Below are 1,901 nucleotides of genomic sequence, written 5' to 3' on the forward strand. Positions count from 1 at the left end.
CATGCTGGAAAAAACCGCCAGAGGAGCCCAACGCACACGCCCGACACCCGCCGAACCCGCACCACGCTCATGGCCAAACCCAGACGATGCTGGGCCAAATACCCGCAGGACCCGCCCAGACCGCGTGGTCTGAAGCCTGAAGAAGTCCGCCCTGCTGGAAAATCGTTCCGGCTCGCCCGCTCACGCAAACCAGCCGGAAGGAGGCGCTCATATAAACCCTCCCGGCACATTTGCAAGAGACATCTTCTATGTCTCGCTGCTTGCCATGAAGAGAGGGGAGGGGGAGCGCCTTGCTTCTCAACGAATATGGGGTGTTCGCCCCACTTTTGAAAGGCATTCGAACAGCATGTCCTGCTGGGGACAAGTTGGCGGCAGACCACCTCCCGCGCGTCTCCTAATCCTCTTTTTACCTTTGGCAGGCGTAATCGGATCGAACCTCCTCTCGGGCTGACCGGTTCGGCCCCAACACCATAAACAGCCAATGCATTTCAAACGACGGTCCCCATCTTCCGCCGCCCAGGGTTATGGCTCCCTCACGCGGGACGATGAAAAGCGCCCCGAAGCCCACGGCCATGGAGAGAATGACCCATCCGTCGGACTTCCGCAGGCCTCAATGGCAGGAGCTCGCCAGATCCAGGCTCCAGCACGACATCAGGAGCCTGAGGGCCGAACCGTGGGCAATCCCGGGCCGGGTCTGTCGCGATCGAGAATGGCTGATGACCGTCTTCGCTCCCGGGAAGGTGCTGACAGCCGGGCGTCGCGCGATAGGGGACCGAACGGCGCACCCCGCGGTGAGGTCTGGGAACAGTCCTTTTCCATGTCTCCCGAAGTCCGCTTTACGCGCACGCCGGAACGCGTTCTGAAGGAGCGCAGGCTGCAGACAACTCCCCATTCGGCACCGGACGTTGCAGAACGTCAGGCGAAAGAGATCGCGTCCGTCCGGGCAGCCGATCCTGCTCCGGCCGTCCAGGAGAGACTGCTCGCGCTCCAGAGCAAAGCAGCCTCGCAGGAGGTTGGACAGGGAACGTCACGCGCTTTCACGCGCACTCCGTCTCATGCTCCGGATCAGGTCAAGCGGGTCGCACCCGTGCGGTCGCGCGGGGAGACGCCTCAGAGGAACGTACCAGCCGCTCCTGCCGCTGAACCTCCCGCCGTGCCGAAGGCGGCCGAGCCGACGGCGCCTTCGATCAAGGGCAATCCTTTTGCCTACGAGCTTCCTGCCGTTCAGCGATCCTATAGTTTCATGTGGCAACCTGGGACTTACCTGCTGGATCCAACGCTTCCAACGTCCTCGATGCCGGCCCCTGCAGCTGCGCCCGTTCAGGCCAAGCGGGAGGAGAGTGCCGCTGCCGTGAAGAAGGTACCACCGCCGGTCGCGGCTCTGGCGCGCGTTACGCCGCCACCGCCTCCCGTCGAGCCCGAAGGGCTGCCGTGGGAGGATGACGAGGACGATGTCAACGCGCACATGGATTATGTCGACGGCCCCATTGACGATGAGGTCGTCGAGGCGCCGCCGCGCCGTGCCGCTGTTGTTAACCCGCCGCGCCCCAGCAACACTCCGGTTGTTCCCGTCCCTGCCAATGACAGCTTTCGTCGTGAGAGCCGCGACAGCTATGCATCGGTCTCGGTCGGGGTCTCCGCACCGGTGCATGCCTCGTTCGAGTTCGAGCTTCCGGCGCTGGATCTTCTGGCGGAGCCGAAGATCTGGGACAGCGCCGAAGTGCCGGTCGAAGTGCTGCAGGAGAATGCTGCGACACTCGAGAACGTGCTGTGGGACTTCAACGTCAAGGGTGAGATCATCAACGTCCGCCCCGGTCCTGTGGTGACGTTGTACGAGCTGGAGCCTGCGCCTGGGACGAAGTCGTCGCGGGTGATCTCGCTGGCCGACGACATCGCCCGGT

1 protein-coding gene is annotated in these 1,901 nt (G+C 63.6%); it reads left to right on the forward strand.

The features are described from left to right. Nucleotides 1–817: 817 nt before the first annotated feature. On the forward strand, nucleotides 818–1,901 hold a 1,084-nt coding region (locus VB672_RS22540), incomplete at its 3' end, for a DNA translocase FtsK (protein ID WP_329786432.1).

The organism is Microvirga sp. CF3016 (assembly GCF_036314085.1).
Classification (GTDB): Bacteria; Pseudomonadota; Alphaproteobacteria; order Rhizobiales; family Beijerinckiaceae; genus Microvirga.